This is a genomic window from Nitrosovibrio tenuis (assembly GCF_900109785.1).
GTDB lineage: Bacteria > Pseudomonadota > Gammaproteobacteria > Burkholderiales > Nitrosomonadaceae > Nitrosospira > Nitrosospira tenuis_A.
The window spans coordinates 246,843-269,556 of sequence record NZ_FOBH01000003.1; the positions used below are offsets into that span (position 1 = coordinate 246,843).

Annotated in this window: 17 protein-coding genes, 1 tRNA gene and 1 CRISPR repeat array; of the genes, 12 read left to right on the top strand and 6 right to left on the bottom strand. The window is 54.4% G+C overall.

What is annotated here, in order from left to right; genetic code table 11:
• Positions 1–78 precede the first annotated feature (78 nt).
• Genes BMX00_RS05900 through BMX00_RS05910 form a run of 3 tightly spaced genes read right to left on the bottom strand, consistent with a single transcriptional unit; the run spans position 79 to position 2,686 of the window.
• Positions 79–729: a chemotaxis protein CheW gene (locus BMX00_RS05900; protein ID WP_245727783.1), complete on the bottom strand. Its 651-nt coding sequence runs from the start codon at positions 727–729 to the stop codon at positions 79–81.
• Positions 726–2,225, bottom strand: coding sequence for a CheR family methyltransferase (locus tag BMX00_RS05905; RefSeq protein ID WP_090828071.1), 1,500 nt, complete (start codon positions 2,223–2,225; stop codon positions 726–728). Before BMX00_RS05905 ends, BMX00_RS05900 begins: the two co-directional genes overlap by 4 nt.
• An 8-nt stretch (positions 2,226–2,233) precedes the next feature.
• Positions 2,234–2,686, bottom strand: a complete 453-nt coding sequence (locus BMX00_RS05910) for a chemotaxis protein CheW (protein WP_090828072.1) — start codon at positions 2,684–2,686, stop codon at positions 2,234–2,236.
• 693 nt (positions 2,687–3,379) lie between these two features.
• Between BMX00_RS05910 and BMX00_RS05915 the strand changes: the two genes are divergently transcribed.
• From BMX00_RS05915 to cas2e, 9 genes are all read left to right on the top strand, one after another.
• Positions 3,380–4,897, top strand: a complete 1,518-nt coding sequence (locus BMX00_RS05915) for a transglutaminase-like domain-containing protein (RefSeq protein ID WP_177171781.1) — start codon at positions 3,380–3,382, stop codon at positions 4,895–4,897.
• Positions 4,898–5,418: 521 nt separating this feature from the next.
• Positions 5,419–7,974, top strand: coding sequence for a CRISPR-associated helicase Cas3' (gene cas3 / locus BMX00_RS05920; protein WP_218141503.1), 2,556 nt, complete (start codon positions 5,419–5,421; stop codon positions 7,972–7,974).
• A complete protein-coding gene (gene casA, locus BMX00_RS05925; RefSeq protein ID WP_218141504.1) occupies positions 7,964–9,466 on the top strand; it encodes a type I-E CRISPR-associated protein Cse1/CasA in 1,503 nt (500 codons plus the stop codon). Before cas3 ends, casA begins: the two co-directional genes overlap by 11 nt.
• Complete coding sequence (gene casB / locus BMX00_RS05930) at positions 9,463–10,017, top strand: type I-E CRISPR-associated protein Cse2/CasB (protein ID WP_090828075.1); 555 nt, start codon at positions 9,463–9,465, stop codon at positions 10,015–10,017. The genes casA and casB overlap by 4 nt, the downstream gene beginning before the upstream one ends.
• Positions 10,010–10,648, top strand: a complete 639-nt coding sequence (cas6e, locus tag BMX00_RS05935) for a type I-E CRISPR-associated protein Cas6/Cse3/CasE (RefSeq protein WP_090828076.1) — start codon at positions 10,010–10,012, stop codon at positions 10,646–10,648. Before casB ends, cas6e begins: the two co-directional genes overlap by 8 nt.
• A gap of 55 nt (positions 10,649–10,703) precedes the next feature.
• A complete protein-coding gene (gene cas7e / locus BMX00_RS05940; protein ID WP_218141505.1) occupies positions 10,704–11,768 on the top strand; it encodes a type I-E CRISPR-associated protein Cas7/Cse4/CasC in 1,065 nt (354 codons plus the stop codon).
• Complete coding sequence (gene cas5e, locus BMX00_RS05945; protein ID WP_090828077.1) at positions 11,761–12,492, top strand: type I-E CRISPR-associated protein Cas5/CasD; 732 nt, start codon at positions 11,761–11,763, stop codon at positions 12,490–12,492. Before cas7e ends, cas5e begins: the two co-directional genes overlap by 8 nt.
• Complete coding sequence (gene cas1e, locus BMX00_RS05950) at positions 12,482–13,381, top strand: type I-E CRISPR-associated endonuclease Cas1e (protein ID WP_090828078.1); 900 nt, start codon at positions 12,482–12,484, stop codon at positions 13,379–13,381. The genes cas5e and cas1e overlap by 11 nt, the downstream gene beginning before the upstream one ends.
• A complete protein-coding gene (gene cas2e, locus BMX00_RS05955; protein ID WP_090828079.1) occupies positions 13,359–13,658 on the top strand; it encodes a type I-E CRISPR-associated endoribonuclease Cas2e in 300 nt (99 codons plus the stop codon). The genes cas1e and cas2e overlap by 23 nt, the downstream gene beginning before the upstream one ends.
• Positions 13,659–13,752: 94 nt before the next feature.
• Positions 13,753–17,807: direct repeats of the CRISPR family, unit length 28 nt; unit sequence GTCTTCCCCACAGGCGTGGGGGTGTTTC.
• Between the two features lie 167 nt (positions 17,808–17,974).
• Here the strand turns inward: cas2e and BMX00_RS05960 are convergent.
• A tRNA-Ser gene (locus BMX00_RS05960) sits at positions 17,975–18,066 on the bottom strand.
• Between the two features lie 155 nt (positions 18,067–18,221).
• Here BMX00_RS05960 and BMX00_RS05970 point away from each other — a divergent pair.
• Positions 18,222–18,749: an adenine phosphoribosyltransferase gene (locus BMX00_RS05970; RefSeq protein WP_090828081.1), complete on the top strand. Its 528-nt coding sequence runs from the start codon at positions 18,222–18,224 to the stop codon at positions 18,747–18,749.
• A 194-nt stretch (positions 18,750–18,943) separates the two neighbouring features.
• Here the strand turns inward: BMX00_RS05970 and BMX00_RS05975 are convergent, their stop codons facing one another.
• Positions 18,944–20,317 carry an alginate export family protein gene (locus tag BMX00_RS05975; protein WP_245727785.1) on the bottom strand — a complete coding sequence of 458 codons (1,374 nt, stop codon included), beginning with the start codon at positions 20,315–20,317 and terminating at the stop codon, positions 18,944–18,946.
• Positions 20,318–20,393: 76 nt separating this feature from the next.
• On the opposite strand from BMX00_RS05975, the gene BMX00_RS14850 reads away from it, so the two are divergent.
• Positions 20,394–20,663, top strand: coding sequence for a hypothetical protein (locus BMX00_RS14850; RefSeq protein WP_245727787.1), 270 nt, complete (start codon positions 20,394–20,396; stop codon positions 20,661–20,663).
• A 264-nt stretch (positions 20,664–20,927) separates the two neighbouring features.
• On the opposite strand, the gene rnk is transcribed toward BMX00_RS14850, so the two are convergent.
• The gene (gene rnk / locus BMX00_RS05980; protein ID WP_090828083.1) at positions 20,928–21,341 is read right to left on the bottom strand and encodes a nucleoside diphosphate kinase regulator; all 414 of its coding nucleotides are present in this window, start codon (positions 21,339–21,341) and stop codon (positions 20,928–20,930) included.
• A gap of 491 nt (positions 21,342–21,832) precedes the next feature.
• On the opposite strand from rnk, the gene BMX00_RS05985 reads away from it, so the two are divergent.
• Entirely contained in the window at positions 21,833–22,516 is a 684-nt protein-coding gene (locus BMX00_RS05985; RefSeq protein ID WP_090828084.1) for an O-methyltransferase, read from the top strand.
• Positions 22,517–22,714: the final 198 nt, after the last annotated feature.

The window sequence follows — 22,714 nt, forward strand, 5'->3', positions numbered from 1 at the left end:
ATGGTTGAGCCTCGTGGTCTGCTCAATTCGTTCGCTCAATTGGTCCGCTTAATTCGTCCGCTCAATTCATTCAGATTTCTACTCGGTTACGTGTTCCCGCACGATAATGTTTTCTGATGCCAAAAATTTTTCTGCATCAAGGAGCGCCACTCTCTCAGGCGTGACACCCTTCAGATAATCCTTTCGCACGCCTGTAAGCGTGGGTAGCGAGGGTTGGATGTGCCCCAGCGCGATATTGCGTACGCCGACTATCTCATCCGCTAAAATACAGAAGAGCATTTTTTCCCATTTCAGCACGATAATCTTGTTGAGATCGGTTAAACCCTTTACCGGTAATTCGAAAAAACGCTTGAGATCGAGGACAGGCAATATCGCGCCGCGCAAATTAACGATACCGAGCACAAAAGCCGGCGTGCACGGCAGCGGTACAAGATGCTCCAGCATGGCAACCTGGCGCACATAATGCGTTTCAACCGCGTATCTCTCATAGGCAAGCGTGAATTCGAGGACCTCGATGACGTCGTCCGTGCTCTCGTGTCCTGATGGTTCGTGCGCGAGTGTTAGCGCCCTTTCCTGAAGAATTCTCTGCGTCTCTTCGGCCGACGGCGCCCAGACACTTTCAAGGGCTGTGCGCATAGTATCGAGACGCGGATCGAGTTCGCTGCCGCTGTATTTGGCGACTCCCGGTTTCGCGTCTTTTTGAGGAGAAGTGTCTGGAGTGTCGGTCACTGTGCTTCGCTTTCTTGGGGTACGAGCAGGATGCTCGAGCGCACGGATGTGATAATGTCGCTAAGCCGTCCGGCAGTCAGCCCGTTCGATTCCGGTACAAGCTCATCGTATGGGTGCGGGGAAAGCAGCGCCAATGCATTGCCGAAATGGCGGTTCGCCTCGCGGTACCGATTGAGAGACATACACAGGTTGCCTAGCGCGAAGTGGGCGAGCACAAAGTCGGGATCGAGATAAAGCGTATGCCTCAGGGACTGTATTGCCGTTGTGCTTTGTCCCAGCTCTTGACATATTGTCGCAAGAAGATAATGAGCTGCCGGGTTCAGTTTGTTGACCGCGATTGCTTTTTCACACCAGCTGACGGCTTCGGTGAGCTTCCCGAGATTGGCATAAGAACGCGCTGTATGGCAGAGCGTCTCGAATTTCTCATCGTCCTTAGGGCTTTCAGCATTGCCCATCTCTGCTGTTTGAGCGGGCATAGCCGCTGCTGCTTCTATCAGCCATTCCATCCCTGAGTCTTTAAATGAAAGTAGCGTCTTTTCATCCTTAACATGCAGAGGTGGCGTCAGAGCTTGCACAGACATGCTTCCGCAGTCCGGTTGCATATCCGGCATTGGGGCGTTGTGTTTGCCCGTGTTTTCCCATGGCTCGGTGATTGTTGGCTTGTGATAGAGAATCGCTGTGGGAAAGGTAGTCTGTTTGAACTGCGGAAATAAGTTGTGTGACATCTCTACGGGGCTCAGAATGAGCCAGCCCCCATGGGTGAGTGACCGATGGAGGTTTCGTCCAATCCTCATTACCCTGTCAGGGCTGAAATACATCAGCACATTGCGACAGAAAATAATGTCCATCGCATCGGCACCGTTGGTGATGCCGGGATAACTTTCCTCGGCGAGATTGAGGTAGGAAAAAGTTACCCGCTTTCGAATATGAGGCAAAAGCTCGAATTGCCCGTTTTTTCTGCGTTTAAAATATAGCTCTTTGACCCAGGCAGGCGTGCCGCGAAATGACCATTCGCCGTATAGACCCGTGGCCGCTTTTTCGAGGAATACGGGGTTGATATCGGTGGCCATTATTGTTGCGGTATCCGGGGCATATTGGCCCAGGCGATCAAGGAGTATAGCGATCGAGTAGGGCTCTTCTCCGGTGCAGCAGCCAGCGCTCCAGATGCGCAACTGCCGATGCGAATGTGCGCATGCGCGCAACAATTGCGGGAAAATATGCTCCTCAAGCACATCAAAATATCCTTTCTCACGAAAAAAGTAGGTCTCGCCCACCGTTAGATGACGAGCGAGTATCTCGATCTGCCGTCGCGTCAGGGAAGCGGAAAGGAGTTGACGGATACAGGATCCCACGTCCATCATCCCAAGCGCAGGCGCAGCGGCGGCAATACGGCGCTCGAGATCACCCCAGCTCGTTGTCGGATAGTACAAGCCCATCTCCATCTCAAGTAATTGGCTGAGCTGGGGAAGCAGTGGATGGGGGAGAGCGCTTTTCATACGTGGTCTCAGATGGCCGAAAGGGCCAAATCCAGGGAAGCCTCTTCTTCAAGAGAAAGAAATTTGTCGAGATTGTGGATGAGTATCAATCCATCTTCAAACTTGATAATGCCTTCGACGTGCCCGAGGCCCGGAAGGACATGCTCTGCGGAGATCATGTTCCACTCCGAACATTCGATAACGTCATCTACTGCGTCTGCCACCAGCGCTACGGAACGCCGTTTCGTGCGTGCGAAAATAAGCCGGTCGGACAGGGAGATTGCCCGTTTCGGCATATTGAAACGCTGACGGACATTAATGGCTGGTATGACCCGGCCCTCTATATTGACTATGCCGAGCACAATGTCTGGCGCACTTGATACCGGAGTGATGTGGACCATGCGCACCACCCGGTCTACCGTAGACAGATGCAGGGCATAACGTTGGTTATCCAGAATAAAAACGAGATATTGATTAACCATTCTTAGCCGGAAGAAAACGTCTTCAACTTTTTTACGTCAGCTAACTGGCGCGCTGATGATGTGATATGGCAATGGGAATGCCCCTTATGCCAACTGTGCTATTCGATTATTTTGTTTGAACAGAGTAGCGTAACTATGAGACAAGAAAAGCATAACCTTGAATAGCTGTAGAATCTTACAGGTCATTATGAGATGCCCTGGCCGGGTTTTATGATCCGGTGCTTCCCTCAAACGCTGGGAATACTCCTTAATGCGAGAGCTGACCCTAAAACAGGATAAAACCGCCTGGCGCAAGCGCATCCATCAGGTCAGGAGGGAAACAGCTTTCGTTGTTTTTTTATTGGGTCCCGGTTTTTCCTGGTCAGGCCGCGCACATGGGCTTGATCGAAAAAGAACGCGCTTCTGAAATCATCGATGATGTCGGGCCAGAGGTCTTCCGAAAAGAATATCCCTAGGGCAGGAGCTGGCCGTATTGTGTCTGATCGTCAAATTCGCCATCTGGTCCATAAACTTTCGGGTATAACTGTAACTGAACTGAAGCTGTGACCGGTCCACTGTCTGGGCAAGTACGGATAAGCTGAGAATAGCGCCTCCGCTCGCGGATGAATAGACAGGAATAAACGGAGAAAACTAAGGAAACTCAGGGTCTTGCAACAGAGTCTCTGCATGCCTTTATATTTTAAACGGATTGTTATGTGTTTCGCAAATTCTCGTGTGAATGGATTACGCCGCTGGAACTGGGATGGAGAACGAATTGTTCACGATTCCATCGTTCCTTCTTCCCGCCCCGTTGTCATGAGGCAAACGGGATGGTATGACATCGACGTGCGCGAGTTTCTGGTGAGCAAGGACAATGCCATCATGCGGCGCACCCTCGAACGTGACATACGCAACTTCATCGAGAAGCTGGAAGGCGCTTCGTGGGAGCTGTTCGTATCGCGCGATCCTGGCTCATTTGATCTGCGCGCCTATGTCATCACTGAGTTTGTTTCGAAAAAGATCGAATATAGACTTACCGAGGGGCTCGACCCTTGGCAGTTTCCGGATGAGACGCTGAAATTGCGCTCCGGCGATTGCGAAGACCGGGCGTTGCTCATCGCCTCCATGTTGCTGGCGAGCGGCATCAGTTCATTCAACGTGCGCATGGCGCTGGGCAAATTCCGCGCATGGTTCGGCAAGAAGCACGAGGATATCGACCACGTCTGGGTCATGTACAAGGATGAGGCCGGCAAATGGCAGGTCATCGAACCGGCGGCTCATGTCGCCCGTTCGGAAAAAACGGGCAAAAAGGCGGATAAGCGGGGGAAGGCGCCGCATCTGCCAGACAGCGCCGAATATATTCCATTCTTCATCTTCAACGATGTGCACCTATGGACAATGCAGAGCCACATCTGCTACGAAGGAAAAAATGCAATCCGCCTGAAGCAGGACTGGTCGAAGCTCGATCCCAGTTTCGCGGGATGGGTTCATAAAACCATCCTTAACGAAGCGCTTACTCCGGATGTTTGTCCGGATTGGGTGCTTAAATCCCTCAACCGGCATTTCACCAGCGTCCTGTGGAGAAGAAGCCTCACCGTGGATGATGTGGACCTGCCGGGGGGCTACGATCCGAGAGACCACTTCGACAATGGCTATATCGAAGAAAGCTGGAAGCAGGTGGCCGTTCGGTTGGAGCAATTCAGGACAGCAGGCGTCCGGAATCTGGATCTGTTTCATCGCGCCGCCCATGGCATCGGCGACTTTTATGCTCACAGCAGTTACGGCGAGTTCGCCGCAGTCCAGAACGGCAAGCTGGCTCTGTATGACCCCAACAATCCGGCAGCATCTCTTCCGCAAGCGCCTGACTATGGAACGGGTTCGGATTTCGATATTGCTTCAGCAAAATTCTCTACCAATACTGCCTTATGGAAAGGCAGTCCTCAGGAGGCCGCGGCTTTGTGGAAAGGCAAGCTGATATCCGGGCGCTACGCCCAGAAGAGCGACTCTCATAGCATCGTCGAGAGGATAACCTTCGTCCCCGCAGTTTTGACGAAGGACAAAAGTTTTAAAGCGCGTGGATCGCTTCCCCATCATAACGAAATTGCCGTGGACGAGGATCAAGGCAGCAACGTTCTCTATGACAGCGGGAAGTTTGCGGCACAGTACAATCTCAGAAAGGACGCCGCCGTGCGGCACATTCGTCAGGCGTTTGTCGATAACTGGAAGCCTTGAGGGTATTTTGATAATGAATGACATTAGCCTAAGCCAAATGCGAGCCATGACGTTTTAGATAGAATTGTGATGAGATTAGGCAGAATTAATTTATGCAATAATTTTGTTTTTCCCATTTTGATTTCGGACTTGACCAAAGTCATAGTTAGTCAATCGTATTACACTCACCAGTTGCAGTTTGGCATCCTCATTTCTCTTCCGTAGGAATACCTCTTTTCAGCAACACGCCATATTGGCTCGAGTAATCAAAATACGTACAGGACCAGCTTGGCAGTGGCTTTAACCTCTGCCCCTGGTTGACGGGGTATTTCAAGAGGTGGCGGATAGCTAACTGGAACAGACTGGACTCCGGAATACCCCTACTCAGCAATTGGTGTACCAAAGTCCAATGGCTTTGGCTGTACAGCCCCTTCAGAATGAAAAATGCTCGAAGGAGAAGATTGGGGTGCGTAATGCTTGGACGCCAACGTCTAAAACTATCTGATTCGTTTACTCCACCGCCTCTGCCATTGGATAAATGCTTGGCCAAGTCCCGCAAAACGGATGAGGGCACCGTACTGCCTGGGCGGTTAGTACTTAGCCACTGTCAGATTGTCGGTGAAGTAGCACGCGCGATGATGGGCCGCATGCCGGACTGGCTGCGTGCGGAATTGTTTCCTGACGGCGCCGAATTGATCGCCGCCGCCCACGATATCGGAAAGGTCAGTCCGACTTTTCAGAAGAAAATTTATAGCGCGCTGTCCCGACAGGATGTGCTCGTGCTTGCACTGCTTAAGGCACATAACGCCGAGGCTGAGAAATTGTGGGGAGGACACGGCGGCGTCAGCCAGGCAGCGGCGGAAGCTCAGAATATCGGGAAATACATTCCTGAAGTCCTGGGCCAGCATCATGGGTTTTCGCCAAATTTAGTTGCTTATCAATCGGCTAGCGAAGTATTTGGCGGTGAGCCCTGGCAAGCGCAACGTATCGAATTGCTGGCGCAGCTCAAGCAAGTCCTGAATGCCGACTTCCCTATTGTGAAAGATGCGTTGCAGGCGCGAGTGCTGGCCGGGCTTACCACCGTTTCCGACTGGATCGGGTCGGGGTCGTTGTTTGAAGATCCAGAGGGCGATTGGCGGACCAAAATCGGGCAGGCATTGGATGCCGCCGGGTTCATACAGCCACAGCTGAAATACGGTTCAAGTTTCTTCGAAGTGTTCGGCTTTGAGCCTAAAGCTGCCCAAACGAGGCTGATCGAGGCAGCGAGCCAGCCCGGTGTGTATGTGCTCGAAGCCCCGATGGGGCTGGGCAAGACCGAAGCCGCCTTGTATGCAGCTTATCAATTGCTGCAAAAAAAGCGGGCCACGGGCATTTACTTCGCGCTTCCCACACAGCTGACTTCCGACAAAATCCATGAGCGGGTCAATGCATTCCTGGACCGGATTCTGGAGGATGGCTCGCCTCACAAGCAAGCCTTGCTGATCCACGGCAATGCCTGGCTGAAGCAGTTTGAAATGGGCGAGGAAGGCAACCCCGGCGGGGCATGGTTTGCCCAGGCAAAGCGCGGCATTTTGGCACCCTTTGCGGTGGGTACAATTGATCAGGCCCTGATGGCAGTCATGAATGTCAAACACGGCTTTGTCCGCACCTTTGGCCTAGCTGGCAAAGTGGTGATCCTGGATGAAGTCCATTCATACGACAGCTTCACCGGCACGATCCTGGATGCGCTGGTTAAAGCGCTGCGCCAGCTGCGCTGCACTGTCATCATCCTGAGCGCCACCCTGACACAGGAGCGCAGGGCCAAACTGCTGGGCAGGGCGCCGCAAAAAGCCGCTGGCCCCTTGAGCGCTTACCCTCTGATTACCGCGCAGCCTTATGACCGCGATCCGGCAGGGAGCGATGCCATGGAAATACCCGTGGAACGGATCCCCGATGTTTTGGTAGCCATTGCCCACCATCTCGAAACCGATGCTATTGAAGAAGTTTTGTGCCGGGCCGAAGAAGGGCAACAGGTGTTGTGGATAGAAAATACCGTGAAGGAGGCACAAGACCTCTACCGGAAGCTCGCCGCCCGCGCCAGCGGAATGGGGATGGCGTGCGGGCTGTTGCATTCGCATTATACGAAAGCCGATCGTACCGCCAGTGAAGATGCGTGGGTCACCTGTTTCGGCAAGGGTGGCTCTGAGTCTCGCGCATTGCAAGGGCGCATTCTCGTCGGCACGCAGGTGCTCGAACAATCCCTCGATATAGATGCCGATTTTCTAGTTACCCGCATTGCCCCTACCGACATGCTGCTGCAAAGGCTCGGGCGTTTATGGCGGCACGCGGAAACTTCGCGCCCGCTGGCGGCCCGGCGCGAGGCGTGGATACTTTCGCCTGGTCTGGCAACGGCCATCGTATCGCCCGAGCTGGCCTTTGGCGCAACGGCGAAGATTTACGCGCCTTATGTGCTTTGCCGCAGCCTGGCGGTCTGGCAGGGTATGACGCACGTTCGTTTGCCCGGCCAGATTCGTGAGCTGATCGAAGCGACCTACGACGCACAAGATGAGAGCGAGCATATGGCCAAGCACCTGCACCAAGTGGAGGCCATGCGTACCCGGCTTGAGCGTCTGGCGTTGCATGGGCTATCGGAAGGGGGCACCACACAGCCCGAAGAAAAAGCCCAAACCCGTCATAGCGAGGTGGAATCCGCCGAAGTGCTCTTGATTCGCGCCTATCGGCACGACCTCGGAAAGCAAGGGACGTGGGTTACCTTGCTCGATAATGAAAGACTATGGGTTCCCCATAATGGCCGTTCCCTCAAGCGCAAGCAATGGCGCGAGATCAGCGCAGCACTGATGCAAAACACATTGAAGGTCGCCGATTATCTCGCACCGGATACTGTCAGTAAAACCCGCATCAACTGGCTTGGTGATTATTTCTATCTGGGTAAGCCCGAATACGAGGAAAGCGTCTTGCTACGCGTGGCATTAGTTGACGAAAGTGGAGCGGTCACATCCCTCGATAACGGCGCGGTCAACGACAGCTACCGTATCAGCTATGACCCCTCGGTAGGCTACCAAACCACAAAAAAGAAGGAACAAAAATATGACGATTGAAAATCGCTTCAACCTTGTCGATGAGCCCTGGATTCCTGTTGTGGATGCGGGGCGAGTCAGCCTGGCACAGTTGTTCAGCCATCCGGGGTACCGCGCATTGGGCGGCAACCCGGTACAGAAGATCGCCTTGACTAAACTTTTATTGGCCATTGCACAGGCTGCCTGCACACCGGAAGATGATGACGAGTGGGTTAGCATCCAACCGGCAGGTCTGGCAGAGAGGTGTCTGGAGTATCTGGATAAATGGCATGACCGGTTTTACCTCTACGGTGAAAAGCCGTTCTTGCAGATGTCTGCGATTAAAGCCGCTGCCACGCAAAATTTTGGGGCAGTGCTGGCCGATGTTTCCACCGGTAATGCGACCGTGCTTATTCAATCGCAGATAGAAAAGAGCTTGACTGATGCAGATAAGTCATTGCTGATTGTGCAGCTGATGGGTTTCGGCTTGGGTGGCAAAAAAACAGATAATTCAATCGTTCTTTCGCCTGGCTATCGAGGCAAGTTTAATAACAATGGTAAGCCTTCTACGGGAAAACCCAGCGCATCCATCGGCTTTCTGGGATTTTTGCATAGCTTTTTACAAGGTAAATCCTTACAGGAAACCTTATGGATCAATTTATTTACCCGGCAACAAATTTTCGATCTGGCTATTTATCCCCAAGGAACGGGTACCGCGCCTTGGGAGCAGATGCCGGAAGGTGAAATTTGTCCGGTTGCCGAAGCACTGAAATCCAGCCTTACAGGAAGACTGGTTCCCCTTTCCCGTTTTTGTTTATTGACGGAAAGCGGCTTGCATTATTCCGAGGGCATTTCGCATCCGGGCTATAAGGATGGGGTTATCGACCCCAGCGTATCGGCAGATTTTTCGACTAAAGACCCGAAAGCGATTTGGGTAGACCCCGAAAAACGCCCCTGGCGGTTATTAACGGCATTGCTGAGTTTCTTTTCGCAAACCAATAATAAAAACTTTGACTGCTATCAGCTGCGTTTGAGTATGAAGCGCGCCATTCCCCATATGCAAATGCTTGGAATCTGGTCGGGCGGTTTGAGTGTCAGCAGTAATGCGGGTGAGCAATATGTTTCGGGCTCCGATGATTTTGTGGAATCGTTAATCGAGCTTGAAAGCGGCATCCTGGGTGAACTGTGGTTTATCAATCTGCAACTGGAAATGGACGCGCTGGATATCCTCTCCAAAACCGTTTATGGCGCAACCTTCAATTATTTTCAAAACCAGAATATGGAAGCCAAGGGGCAGGCTGCACGAGCCAGCAACCTCTTTTGGCAACTGTGCGAGCGCCGGTTTCGAGACCTGGTGAATGCTTGCGGCGACGCAGATCAAGCCCGTGCCATGCGCCCCGTTTTCGCCCGGTTCGTCCACAAGGCCTACGATAGCCATTGCCCTAACGATACCGCCCGACAGCTCGACGCCTGGGCGAAAAATCGGCCCAATTTAAGCAAATACCTTAAAAACCCGACCAAGGAAGCAGCATGAGTATTGATACCAAGGACCCGTTGCAAAAGACTGTCCCACCTCGCAGCAAAAGTCTGATGTTTGCGGATTACATCATCAACCGCTGCCGGGCCGACAATGGTTTGCGCGCCGCACTCAAACGCGCCGATAACCCAGCGACCGAATACCAGAGCTGGGAGGTGCTGGCAGGTTTCCATATCAATCTGGAATATGAAAACCAGCGTTTGCCCCATGCGGCCATTGCCGCCGCTATCGCCCGCTCGAAAATCGACGAAAACGGTACCGCCAAAATCGGCCAGGCCATTGCGCGCTGTTACGAGGACGGCAATGCCAGCGACCAGGCCAAAGCCAGGCTGCGCCGTTTATTGGCCTGCGATTCCGTGCCGGAGGCCTGCCGCATTTTACGCCCCTTGTTTAGCCTGATTGAATCGAAGGGCAGCGTGGTTCTTGACTATGCAAGCCTGCTGAACGATTTACTGAGGTTTGGTCATGAGGACAGCCGGGCTCATATCAAGGCACGCTGGGCGCAGGATTTTTACGGCAAGCCGGCGGAGGGAGGCAAGGATGACTGAAGACGCCGTGGCTTATGCCAGCGTGTTGCGCTTGAGCCGTGCCGACATGAACATCCTGGGCATCAAGGATGCTTATGCCCTGCACAAGGTCGTGTATGGATTATTTGAAGATACGCGTTCCCATGCCGAGAAGCATGCCAGCATCCATAGCGGCATTATCTATGCCGACAAAGGCGGTGACTTCAATACGCGCCAAATCCTCATGCTGTCCAATCGCAAGCCGCATCAAACGCCGCAGTTTGGCAAAGTACAAACCCGGATCGTTCATTCAGATTTTCTGGCGCATGAGCATTATGCCTTTGAAGTCACGCTCAACCCCGGCAAGCGCGACAGGCAAACGGGCAGAGTCGTGCCGCTTAGAGGGCGTGAAGGCATCGAGCAATGGTTCAGGGCACGTGCGCCGAAATCCTGGGGGTTCAGTGTCAATGCCGAAAACCTGCAAACCCGGCAAATCAGCGTGCAGAGTTTTGAAAAATCCGGCAAAACCGTCACCCATGGCAGCGCCACACTCAGGGGTGAGCTCATAGTCACTGACAAAGATCGTTTTTTTCGGAGTTTTACCCAGGGCATAGGACGAGGCCGGGCATTCGGCTTCGGACTGCTGCAGATCGTGCCCTTGGCCGCTATTTAATTCGCCGATCAATTTCCACCGATTCAATTTCATTCACTTAAAAGGAAATAAAAAAATGATGATCAATAATCCATTCAAGAATCTGCGTATCGAATTTCATATCCTGCAATCCTTCCCTGTTACCTGCCTCAACCGCGACGACGTGGGCGCGCCTAAAACCGCCGTGGTCGGCGGCGTGCAGCGCGCCCGAGTTAGCTCGCAGGCATGGAAGCGGCCGGTGCGCATGGCGATGCACGGCTTTGGCGCCAGGCTGGGCGTGCGCACCAAGCATGTTGCCGGCACCATTGCGCACGCCTGCCTCGCCTTGGGCGCGACGGATGAGCAGGCCAACGGTTGCGGGGAAATGATCGCCTCCTGTTTGAGTAAAGACACTTTGTTGTTTTTTACCATGACTGAAGCCAACGCCTTCGCCGAATACGCGCAGGAACAAGGTTTCGATGCCAAAAAACTTAAGGACAAGGATGTGCATAAGGTTGCTAAAAAGGCGTTGAATCCGGCCGTTGATGGGATTGATATCGCGCTTTTCGGGCGTATGGTTGCGCAAGCGGCTGACCTGAATGTCGAGGCCGCGGCGTCGTTTTCCCACGCCATTTCCACCCACAAAGTCAGCAACGAAGTCGAATTTTTCACAGCGCTGGACGACCTCGCCACCGAACCGGGTTCCGCGCACATGGGTAGCCTGGAATTCAACTCCGCCACTTATTACCGTTATGTGAGCCTGGATCTGGGCCAGCTTTATCAAACCCTGGCTGGGCAAGATCTGCCCGAGGCAGTCGAAAATTTTACCAAGGCTCTCTTTATTGCGGTGCCTGCCGCGCGGCAAGCCACCCAGTCAGGCGCATCGCCTTGGGAATTCGCCAAGGTGCTGGTGCGCAAGGGCCAGCGCCTGCAAGTGCCATTTGAAACGGCGATCAAAGCCAAAGACGGTGGTTTTATCCAACCAAGCATTGATGCCATGACGGGTTATCTGGCCAGACAGGAAAAACTGCACGGCAGCCTGTTCGGCAAGCAGGCGGAATACACCTTTGGGCAGGACGATAGTTTTGATATCGATGATTTGATTGCCGCGCTAAAGCAGCATTCCACAGGTGACGTTGCCAGGGATGAGGCAAATGCGTAACCCTTATTTATTATTATGGCTGGAAGCACCGCTCCAGTCCTGGGGTTCCGATTCCAAATTTGGCCGGCGGGATACGCTCGCTTTTCCGACCAAGTCGGGGGTGCTTGGCCTGGTGTGCGCCGCGCTAGGCGCGGGCGGCAAACAAAGTGCGCTTCTGGCCGAGTTTGCCGCGCTGGGTCAAACCGTAGTCTCTTTTGTAGGCGGGAAAAAAACAGCGGATGGGGTTATAAAACAGGACCGGGAGTCCCTGTTACGTGATTTTCACATGGTCGGCAGTGGCTTCGACGATCAGGACCCATGGGCGAGTCTGCTTATCCCCAAAACCAGCGAAGGCAAGAAAGCGGTAGGGGGTGGCACCAAGATGACCTATCGCTACTATTTGCAGGATGCCGCCTTTGCCGTGGTGCTGGAAGTGCCAGTTGATAAAGCCGCAACCATTGTGCAAGCCTTGCAGAATCCCGCCTGGGATATTTATCTCGGACGCAAGAACTGCGTGCCAACCGACTTTGTTTATCGCGGGATCTTCGACAATGAAGCGTCAGCCCTTGAAAAGGCGCATTCGATTGCGTGGCAAAAGAACCGTACCGAGGATTTTCGGGTGTTGCACGGGGCATCCGATGAAGGCGAGGCGGATGAGGTTTTTACCCTTAATGACGTTCCCTTGCAGTTTGGTGAAGACAAACGCTACGGCGACCGCCAGGTGAGCTTGATTAATGCCAGATGAAACCGCGCCATCAACGACATCGTCCAATCGCCTGCTCATCAAGGTAACCCGCGAAAGCCTGCCACAAGTCAAGGACAAATATCCATTTATCTACCTTGAGCGAGGACGACTTGAAATCGATGACTCCAGTGTCAAATGGATAGACTGCGATGCCAATGTCGTACGTTTGCCGATTGCCACGCTCAACTGCCTGTTGCTGGGTCCCGGCACCAGCATTACCCACGAAGCAGTGAAAGTCATCGCGCAATCCAATTGCGGCGTGTGCTGGGTGGGGGAGGATAGTCTCCTGTTTTACGCCAGCGGGCAAGCGCCCGCCGCCGATACACGCAACATGCGCGCACAAATCAAACTTTCCGCCGATCCGAAAAAATCAGTTGAGGTCGCGCGGCGCATGTTCGCCCGGCGTTTCTCAGAGGCGGATTTGACCGGCAAATCCTTGCCGGAAATGATGGGCATGGAGGGCTACCGGGTGCGTGCGTTGTATGAACAAAACGGGCAGAAGTACGGCGTAGGTTGGAAAGGGCGCAGTTTCACCCCCGGCAAATTCGAACTGGGCGACATCACCAACCAGGTGCTCACCGCCAGCAATGCGGCGCTCTACGGAATTTTAAGTTCATGCGTGCATAGCATGGGCTATTCGCCGCACATCGGTTTTATTCATTCCGGCAGCCCGCTGCCTTTTGTATACGACTTAGCCGATTTATACAAGGAGCATCTTTGTATCGATTTGGCTTTTTCGCTCACGCTCGAGATGGCCGGGCGCTACAACAAACACAAAGTATCTGCTGCTTTTCGCCAACGCGTCATTGAAACCGACTTACTGGGCAAGGTAGGCCAAGACATCGAGATTATGTTAGGTGTGAAAAATGCTCGTCGTGATCGCCAATGATTTACCGCCTGCCGTGCGCGGGCGAATGAAACTCTGGTTTATCGAACCGCGCCCCAATGTATTCGTTTCCGGCGTCAAGGACGCTGTTGCGAAGACCGTAGTGGATTATTTATACGATCATTGCCCTCGCGAAAGCGGTTTAATGGTTTTCCGCCGGATCCCTGCGGCACCAGGTTATGAGATTCGCGGCGTAGGCGATACCAAGCGCGATCTTATCGAGATTTCCGGTTTGCAGTTAGTAATCGAGAAACAAATACTGTCCGGGCCAGCGGCTTGAATCTTGTAGCCTTTGAATCCGGGCTGTTTTAGAGGCTCAATTACTGAAGCACAACCCGTAGTGCTACAGTAACGCTCCTTAACAATTTGTTGGTGTCTTCCCCACAGGCGTGGGGGTGTTTCTCTCGATTTCTACCTTGTCACCCTGGAGCCTGGGTCTTCCCCACAGGCGTGGGGGTGTTTCTTAGCTCGTTTTTCCGATAAAACCGAGAAGGCCGTCTTCCCCACAGGCGTGGGGGTGTTTCCCCGATACCTCAGCCGACACCAGAAATGCGAGGGTCTTCCCCACAGGCGTGGGGGTGTTTCCGATTTGAGCAAGACTACCGGGCTCGTCGTTGAGTCTTCCCCACAGGCGTGGGGGTGTTTCCATCTTAGAGTCGCTTGCTGATTGCATGGCGGGGTCTTCCCCACAGGCGTGGGGGTGTTTCTTGAGCTGACGATGAAAGAGGATGCGGCAAGCAGTCTTCCCCACAGGCGTGGGGGTGTTTCCAGTGCCGCGACAAAGCAGTTCAGGCCGTGATTGTCTTCCCCACAGGCGTGGGGGTGTTTCTCACCCGCCTGTTCACATCATGATCGCGGCGTAGTCTTCCCCACAGGCGTGGGGGTGTTTCCCAGGTCAATATCAAATTTTTCAACCGCGCGAAGTCTTCCCCACAGGCGTGGGGGTGTTTCCGGACAAGGAAGCAATGCCCGCGTATGTGATTGGTCTTCCCCACAGGCGTGGGGGTGTTTCTACGGAAGCCCTTATCTGGCAGAAAAGGCAGGGGTCTTCCCCACAGGCGTGGGGGTGTTTCCAAGCTGAATCCAAATAACGACACGCATCACCTGTCTTCCCCACAGGCGTGGGGGTGTTTCTTCTTTAGAGTTCCACAGCGGCGCCGTCGCGTCGTCTTCCCCACAGGCGTGGGGGTGTTTCCAGATTGCCCTTCCCTTTCCTGGATTCCGTTGCGTCTTCCCCACAGGCGTGGGGGTGTTTCTGCTTCAGCCCGGCTCAAAGCTTTTGCTTTGATGTCTTCCCCACAGGCGTGGGGGTGTTTCTGTAAGCGTGCGCGTTATGCTTGCCACCTCGGAGTCTTCCCCACAGGCGTGGGGGTGTTTCCACGAGACCGAAAGATGTGACGTTCTCGACCTGGTCTTCCCCACAGGCGTGGGGGTGTTTCTCAAGGACGGCTCTAAGCCATTAAGCGCACGGAGTCTTCCCCACAGGCGTGGGGGTGTTTCCGTCCTTCATGGCCTGCTGAGACAACACGAGGCGTCTTCCCCACAGGCGTGGGGGTGTTTCCGTACTTATCAGGGGATTAACCATTGATGGGAAGTCTTCCCCACAGGCGTGGGGGTGTTTCTAAGGAAAAAGACGCTGGAGTTCCGGGCGTGGCGTCTTCCCCACAGGCGTGGGGGTGTTTCCAGAGAAGTTTGAGAAAAAGTTCCTGCCAGGCAGTCTTCCCCACAGGCGTGGGGGTGTTTCCTGAGCTTGGATATAGGCCATCTGCAATGGAGAGTCTTCCCCACAGGCGTGGGGGTGTTTCTTAGAGCAAAAGCAGTTTGAAATCAGGCTCAAGGTCTTCCCCACAGGCGTGGGGGTGTTTCTGAGACATGAGCGCGATCACCAAGTCAGCGAAAGTCTTCCCCACAGGCGTGGGGGTGTTTCTCAAGCGCAGCATGTGGTGCGGGCTACTTAAGGGTCTTCCCCACAGGCGTGGGGGTGTTTCTGCGGAGTATCCGGGACACTGGCTGGTATTGGCGTCTTCCCCACAGGCGTGGGGGTGTTTCTGGTTTTATTAGTGGTAAGGGCTGCGTAAGCCCGTCTTCCCCACAGGCGTGGGGGTGTTTCTCATGTACCTGCGATAGTCAATCTTTTCTTTTCGTCTTCCCCACAGGCGTGGGGGTGTTTCCGACAAAGCGACGACCTGAAAAACATCTGTGCCGTCTTCCCCACAGGCGTGGGGGTGTTTCCAGTTCTTCGGTACTCGCAGCTGGACAAAGATCGTCTTCCCCACAGGCGTGGGGGTGTTTCTAACCTTTTCGGGATCAAGGCGGATAAGTCGTGGTCTTCCCCACAGGCGTGGGGGTGTTTCCTTCACTATATATATAAGGGCGATCATGAACCAGTCTTCCCCACAGGCCTGGGGGTGTTTCCAGATAAAGGTAATTTTTTCATGACTATTGGGGGTCTTCCCCACAGGCGTGGGGGTGTTTCCACGAAAAAACCGATGCGCATTCTTCAAGCTGTGTCTTCCCCACAGGCGTGGGGGTGTTTCTCCATCAACGGCGCCGGATCGTGGGATTTAAACGTCTTCCCCACAGGCGTGGGGGTGTTTCTTTGATTGAGGTTAAAAGTGAACCGAGTAACACGTCTTCCCCACAGGCGTGGGGGTGTTTCTAGCCCAGGCGCTATCCGCCAAGATCAAAGAGGGTCTTCCCCACAGGCGTGGGGGTGTTTCCAGGGATGGGCGACAACTCTATCGACTCATCGCGTCTTCCCCACAGGCGTGGGGGTGTTTCTGACCGCATTTCCCGCTTCCGCATTGACACACAGTCTTCCCCACAGGCGTGGGGGTGTTTCTTAATCCCGCTCTACACCCGCCCCGACCGGCTCGTCTTCCCCACAGGCGTGGGGGTGTTTCTGCGCCATTGGCAGTCGCAACCGATACAGGATTGTCTTCCCCACAGGCGTGGGGGGTGTTTCTGACTCTGAGATGCAGGAAAGGCGATATGGCGAGTCTTCCCCACAGGCGTGGGGGTGTTTCCACCTGAGACTGCACGATGAGCGGCACTCTCTTGTCTTCCCCACAGGCGTGGGGGTGTTTCCTAGTGAGGAAGCAGAGAAAATTATCGCAGTGGGTCTTCCCCACAGGCGTGGGGGTGTTTCCATTAGAGCTTCTTTGCCAGCCGGTGCGTCCGCGTCTTCCCCACAGGCGTGGGGGTGTTTCTCTTGATCTGTTCGGCAGAAAGCTAAATGAGTTGTCTTCCCCACAGGCGTGGGGGTGTTTCTATTCAAGAACGTGCCAGCCTCTGATGACTTTTGTCTTCCCCACAGGCGTGGGGGTGTTTCCTGGGGTGCCGGACAGATTCGCTTTTTTATGTCGTCTTCCCCACAGGCGTGGGGGTGTTTCCCTACGAAAGCCGGGTGTTGCACGGTCACGAGCGTCTTCCCCACAGGCGTGGGGGTGTTTCTCATGGATGATGGGGCGGGGCGCATGTCGGGGCGTCTTCCCCACAGGCGTGGGGGTGTTTCCTCCGTCGATATTCAGATGGACGTCAACAAGCGGTCTTCCCCACAGGCGTGGGGGTGTTTCCTTGCTAAGGCGCTAAAACAACTGATCGGCGGCGTCTTCCCCACAGGCGTGGGGGTGTTTCTTCATGAAGCAGCTCTGGGAACTCAAAAAGTGCGTCTTCCCCACAGGCGTGGGGGTGTTTCCTTTGTATCTCACGTGCGCTTGCCGCTTACTTCGTCTTCCCCACAGGCGTGGGGGTGTTTCCGATCACCCGCTGCTGCCAGTCTTCCTGGATTCGTCTTCCCCACAGGCGTGGGGGTGTTTCCGAACCGTGGCACATGTTCAAAGCCCCGGATGAGTCTTCCCCACAGGCGTGGGGGTGTTTCTGCAGTCCATGGCAAATTTCCGCTGGGCTGGCCGTCTTCCCCACAGGCGTGGGGGTGTTTCTTTAAGATAGGCGTCGGCAGAGGCTGCATAAGCGTCTTCCCCACAGGCGTGGGGGTGTTTCCGAGATCATCTGGCGTGATGACAAGCAGGCGGTGTCTTCCCCACAGGCGTGGGGGTGTTTCCGATCCACTCCCTGGTATCAAGAATCACGGCGGGTCTTCCCCACAGGCGTGGGGGTGTTTCTAAACATTTGTTTCGTGCTGATTACTTCACCAGGTCTTCCCCACAGGCGTGGGGGTGTTTCTAGCCAAACGCCGCCTCGATCTTCTCTAAAGATGTCTTCCCCACAGGCGTGGGGGTGTTTCTTCCGCCTGCTCGATTGATCCAACCCTGGCCAGGTCTTCCCCACAGGCGTGGGGGTGTTTCCAAGGAGCTGTCCGCCCTCAAGGGTAAGCCGGTGTCTTCCCCACAGGCGTGGGGGTGTTTCTACCGATACCCGTTCCACTTGTCGCGGAAAAACGTCTTCCCCACAGGCGTGGGGGTGTTTCCTTTGTCGTATTCCGGCAATCGTCCGGTGATGAGTCTTCCGCACGGGCGAGGGGTATTTTCGATGAAGTCATGGGATCTGAGGCGTGTTGATGGGTTTCCCCACTTATAACCAGGACTTGGGGTTCTAGCGGGACGGCACTCCTGATAAAACTGACAGGCGACTTTTTGGCGGAGAGAGAGGGATTCGAACCCTCGGTACGGTTTGAGCCGTACGCACGCTTTCCAGGCGTGTACCTTAAACCACTCGGCCATCTCTCCTGTGGAAGAATTCCTGCCGTAACTTGCAGGGGCGCAAAGAATAAACCAGAACGGTTTTTCCGGCAACTTTTCCAGTAGTATAGCTAAATTTCCGCTCATCCGTATCAGTGGCCAAGCGGCCAGCAATCCAGATTAAAATCAGAAACAGGACTCCCATGCAAATCAAATCACGCATTCGTACCATCGCGCATTATCCCCACGAAGGCATCATGTTCCGGGACATTACCACGCTGCTGAAGGATGCTATCGGGCTGCGCGCCACGATTCAGGAAATTGCCAAGCGTCAAAAAGAGGTCCAGATCGACAAGGTGGCGGGGATCGAATCGCGTGGTTTTATTATCGGTGCGCCCGTTGCCTACGAGCTTGGCGTAGGCTTTGTGCCGATACGCAAGAAGGGGAAGCTGCCCGCGGAGACGCGCGGGCGCGACTATCAATTGGAATACGGTAGCGACCGGATCGAGATTCATGTGGACGCGATTCAGAAAGGCGATCGGGTGCTGCTGGTGGACGATCTCATCGCGACAGGGGGAACGGCGGAGGCCGCCGCAGCGCTGATACAGGAGATGGGGGGGGAGGTGGTGGAATGCTGTTTCGTGATCGACCTGCCGGATATCGGCGGCAGGTCGAGACTGGAAAACCAGGGGCTTAAAGTATTTGCCCTGTGCGAATTCGAGGGCGGTTGACTATCATAAGATGCGCTTCGCTTCTTGCCATCCTACGTTTTACTCCGTTACTGATACAGCGCATACGGCGAACGTGCTTTACTTGTTGCGACCTCCAATCTTCGCGAATGTGAGGTGTTGGAACCATAAGGTGCAATGCGCCTGCGCTTATTGCACCCTACTGAACTGTAGCAGCCCTACATTTTACCGATTGCTTAAAAGCGGATATTGTACTGAACGTAGAAGAGGCTCGGCGCCACGCCCGGTGCTCTTGCCTTCAGGAAGTCGCCCGCAAACAGCTTAGAGTATCCTATCAGCACATCCTGGTGGCGATCGACGTGTACGTTGAAACGGAAGTCGATTTCGTCCCCGACATGGCTGCCTGATTGCCCCGTGATATCCCGCAGGGTGGCGTTGCCCGAGGCGTTATACAGAAAATCGCGCTTGTTCGCCAGGTAGAAGCGGTGATACTGGGCGGTGAATGTCGCCCAAGGCATGGGGTGCAGGTTGAGCTGTGCGTTGAAATCGTGGATATTCTGCCGTCCCACCCGGTCGGCCCACCCAAGATAATAATTCCCGAAGGGGAAGAGCTGGTTGAAAGTATTGTATCTGTTGTCGTTCGGGTTGCTATCGCCGGAGGCAAAGTCGTAGCGCAGCCAGAACTGGGGGTTCATCGGCTGTCCCTTGAAGTGATAACCGGCGCCGGAGGCAACCGCGAAGGCAGAGATATCCAGGTTGGCAAGCTTTCCGAACTGGTACATACCCTCCAGTTCATACAGGAACTGATTGTAGTCGCCGGCGACACGGCCGCCGAGGGTCTGTGTATTCGAGCTTCCGATTATATTGGCAGGACGGTTGAAGGCGAGTGTCTGGTTATCGTTGAGCAGGCTCAGGAAATAAAGATCGACAAGCTGCCCTTTCATCGGCCGGTAGGTGCTCCACAAGCCGAAGAAATCGCGTTTCGTATCCCAGTTATCAAAACGATCCGGTTCCGTGATCATGGGGCGCACCCAGAACGCGTCCAGATCGAGGTCGGCAGTGCGCCAGAAGGCTTTGGCGCCCTGGAAGGTGCGCCGTGTATTCACCCAGTCCAGCGTTGAAATCAGGCGCTGTGATCCATAAAGCAATTCCTGGCGGCCGCCGCGGATATAAACCGGGGCCTCTTTGACGGTTGCCACCTTCACGTCCGCAAACAGGTTCAGCATGTCGGTGCGATTCACATCCGTGGGCAGCGGTGCGAGCGACTGGCCGAAGGAGCGCGCATCGATGAATTCGGCGAACAACCGGACGTTATCCCGATACCACAAGTCGGCATGAAAGCGGCTGCGTATCAGGTGATAGCTGTCGTCCGCTTTGGTCAACCGCAGATCGTTCTCCTTCATGTAGCGGTACCAGAAGCTGCCGCCCAGAGTCAAAAGAAAGTCATCGCCGAGCTTGATACGCTTGAGCGGATCGAAGAAATCCGGCTCATACCCAGGTTTTTCCCGGTAGCGGAAGTCCATGTCGAAGGCCGGGGTGGTCATGAGTGCATACGGTGCGTACGGGAATACCGGCGCCGCATCACGCTTCTTTCCGGTAATGAGATCCATGAGCGAGTAATATCCCGGCCCCGTGGGTGCAATCGAAAACACACCCGGACGCGGCGGAGGCGACACAGGCGGCTGCTTGGACCAGTCAAACTTACCTGGCGCTGCCGGAGTTGCCGGCGCCGCCGATGCAGGGGCCGTCGTTGGGGCGACTGTGGTGCTGCCTGAGAGAGGGGGCTCCGATGACTTGTTTCCCGCGGGAGCGGGCTCCGCCGCAAAAGCCTGCAATGCCAGACCCAGCGTCCCGGCGCTCAGGCAGAAATTGCAGAATTTCAGGAATGGTCGCGGGGATGGTCCTTGTGACCGATGTGTTGCGGAAAGCGTCTTTGACCCGGCGCTTGGGGCTTGAAAAGGCGGGAAATCAGGCAGCTTCATGGAGGTTATCCCTCTTTGTTTTATGGACAAAAATTGTGCGCACTATAGCAGAATCATCCCGGTTTTTGAACAACTGAACCGTTGACCAGAGTCAATTTTTCCCTATTTCCGTAACTCTGCCGGGTAAATTCCGGCGCATAAGACGCGGTGCATAAGTGGCCCGCAGCGGCCCTGGGCGCGTCGCTTATCGCCGCTGCCCTTTAGCTGATCTCATGCCAATCGCATACTCGTGCCAACTCTAGCGGTAGAATTTGCCTTCGCGTTCAGGTTGATAGACGACTTCCACGATTCGGACCTTTATCGTGCCTCCGCCCGGGCGCGGCCATTCAATTTCATCCCCCGTCGAAAGGCCGAGGAGGGCGCTGCCCACCGGCGCGAGAATCGAAATTCTCTCTCCGGACCCATCCACATCTTTCGGATAAACCAAGGTAAGGCAAAAATCCTCGCCTGACGAGTTGATGCGGAAGCGGACGGTCGAATTCATGGTTACTACCGTTGGCGGTATCTGGTTGGGCTCGACAATTTCCGCGCGATCAAGCTCGGCCCGCAATTCCTCTTTGCCGGGAAACGCATTCGATGGAAGCGACTCAAGCAAGGTTTCAAGCCGTTCCAGGTCCTGGGATGTCAGTACAATTTGTGGTTTGCTGTTCATATCAACCTCGTCAATTTCAGTTCAAGTGCGCATCCAGGCAAAAAGGTGCCTAGATGGTCTCGTCAGGGGTTTTTTAGCCGGGGGCCCGCAGTTTCGGAAGCCCCATGAAGATTGCAGTCGCCGCGTTTCTCCGGAGGGATACCGGATGCGCGAATCTTGATTTGGAGATAGGATCGCTATTCTACCATTAAACCGTGGGTATCCTGACGGGTTGCGCCTCACCCCGGTCACATCCCGCGGTCAACCCTGACTGGCTATCTGTAGAAGCGGGTGAAGCACATCCGAATAGGACGGGCGGATCGCAGCTTAACCCATCATTGCATCCGCGCCGGATCAGTCGCGGGAGCGCTGCATCAGCCGCGTGTTCGCATCTCGTGTCTGTCGGGAGGCGCGTTGACCGCTTATCGGGTTAAGCGTAGAGTCAATATCAGAGTCAATATCAGAGTCAGAGTCAGTATCGCAGTCATTTATTTCTTCGAGGAGCAATGGCCATGCAATCCCCAACTATTGTCAATCCTGCCGTATTGGTCCCGGTTAATCCTGCAATTGAAAAATATATGCGCAGTCTGGCGCGTCGTAGTGACCATCCGGTGCTGGCCGAAATGGAATCTGTCGCGGAGAAAAACAACTTTCCCATTGTTGGCCGTTTGGTGGGTGTTTTTCTTGAAACGATGGCAAAGACAGTGGATGCCAAGCGCATATTCGAGTTTGGCAGCGGCTATGGATATTCCGCTTATTGGTTTTCAAAAGCGGCGGGCGAAAACGGCCAGGTGATCTGTACGGATGGGGATCCTCTCAACAGGGAGAAGGCCGAGAAATATCTGAAGGCGGTGGATGTATGGGAGAGAATCGATTTCCGCGTTGGAATCGCTCAGGAAATATTTCCCCAAATCGAAGGGCAATTCGACGTCTGTTATAACGATGCGGATAAGGGCGATTATCCGCAGATCTGGCGGATGGCTAAAGACCGGATTCGTCCAGGCGGCCTGTACATCGCGGATAACGTATTGTGGCACGGGCGAGTTGCGGTGGAGCGATACGTCGACATTGTCCCGGGCTGGACTGAAGCCATCCTTGAGCACAATACGCAAATTTTTAATGATCCCGAATTTGACGCGTTTATCAATCCGACCCGCGATGGTGTCATCGTGGCGCGTAAGAAGACCGCTCAGTGATTTCAGGATTTTCGCGCAGCATTCGTATCGGCTGATGGCCAGGCGGCTTGCGGCCCGCTGAGCGTAAGATCCCGAGACCTCTGAATCAGTCCCGTGCGCGGGATTTGCTCAAAGGCTTCTCATATTGTTTTTTTGAATTGGGAGTGTAAAATATACTCCGGTGAGCTGTCTGGCTTGATGTTTCGAGTTGGCGTTTCA